Origin of the sequence: Pseudomonas mediterranea CFBP 5447 (assembly GCF_000774145.1) — a bacterium.
GTDB lineage: Bacteria > Pseudomonadota > Gammaproteobacteria > Pseudomonadales > Pseudomonadaceae > Aquipseudomonas > Aquipseudomonas mediterranea.
The window spans coordinates 1-1,398 of record NZ_KN322967.1 but is presented as its reverse complement, the minus strand read 5'-3'; the positions used below and the strand labels follow the sequence as shown (position 1 = coordinate 1,398).

Below are 1,398 nucleotides of genomic sequence, written 5' to 3'. Positions count from 1 at the left end.
GCGTTATCGTTCATCGCGAGCAGGCTCGCTTCCACAGGATTGGGTGCCGTTGTCGGGAGTTGAGCCTGAGCAAGCTGCCCCCCACGGTGGACGGATTTGCGACTGACTCGTAACTGAACAAGCACAAACGCCCTCCTATCCAGTCCCTCACCTATTTCCTACAGATCTGCATGGCATGGTCGATACTCTCCTCATAAGACCTACAAAAAGGTCCGAAGGAGTATCGGCATGTTCAGTTGGCTAACCGAAAAGCTGGGAAACGTAAGTGTCAATCGCAAGCTGGGTGTCGGTTTCGGCCTGGTCTTGCTCATGACTCTCCTGAGCACCCTCGCGGGCTGGAACAGCCTTAGCAGCGTGATCAGTCGCTCGGACAAACAGGCGTCCATCGCCAGCCTCAATGAGTTGGCCAAGGATTTGCGAATTGCCAGCCTCGACTACGAGATGCGGCGCGGCGAACAAGGCCCTACGGCCGTCAGCGAGCTGGTAGGCAAGCTGCAGGAAAGCATACAGACTGCCCTCAAACAGTTTGTGCGACCGACCGACCAAGAGCTGCTCAACCAGCAACTGGCTATCCTCGAGGATTTCAAACGCAGCTTTGGCGAGTTGACCCAGGCGACACAGAACCGCGAATCAGCCCGATCCAAGCTAGGGGCCAACGCCGACAATGCCGTGGCGAAGGTGACGGAAGTCGAAAACGCCCTGCGACAAGGCGACAGTGTCGCGCCATTCAATAACGTGGTGGAGCTGAGCAAGCTGCTCCAGCAAGCGCGCTATCAAGTGCGTGGCTACACCTACAGTGGCAAGGCCGACGCCGAGCAACCCGCCCTGGATGCCATCGAAAACGTCTTGAAGAACCTTCAAGACCTGCCCGGCAAATTGCCGGAGCAGCACACCGCCAATCTGCAGCAAGCCGCCGAATCGATGAAGGCCTATCGTGCCGCTGTCAGCCAGTTCCGCGACTCGCAGGTGGTCAGCGCCTCGACCTTCAAGAAAATGGCGGAACAAGAGAGCCATTTGAATGAGCTGAATAATCGAATGACTGTCTCGCAGGTCGAGAAACGCGACCAGGAAACCGCTCAAGCCAAGAACACCTTGATCATCGTCGCCGTCCTGGCGCTGGCCTTTGGCGTACTGGCGGCATGGATCATCACCCGGCAGATCGTTGCTCCCCTGCAACAGACCTTGAGCGCTGTCGAACGTGTCGCCTCGGGTGACCTCAGCCATGACCTTGTGGTCGCCCGCCGTGACGAAATGGGCCAATTGCAAGGCAGCCTGCAACGCATGACCGTGAGCCTGCGGCAATTGATCAGTGGCATCAGCGAAGGCGTCACCCAGATCGCCAGTGCCGCCGAACAGCTGTCGGCCGTGACCGAGCAGACCAGCGCCGGGGTCAGCAGC

General features: G+C 58.6%; 1 protein-coding gene. It reads left to right on the top strand.

Annotation, left to right across the window (positions count from 1 at the left end):
• Nucleotides 1-228 precede the first annotated feature (228 nt).
• Nucleotides 229-1,398 (top strand): methyl-accepting chemotaxis protein (locus tag N005_RS02990; RefSeq protein ID WP_047699284.1); only part of this gene is annotated, 1,170 nt, incomplete at its 3' end.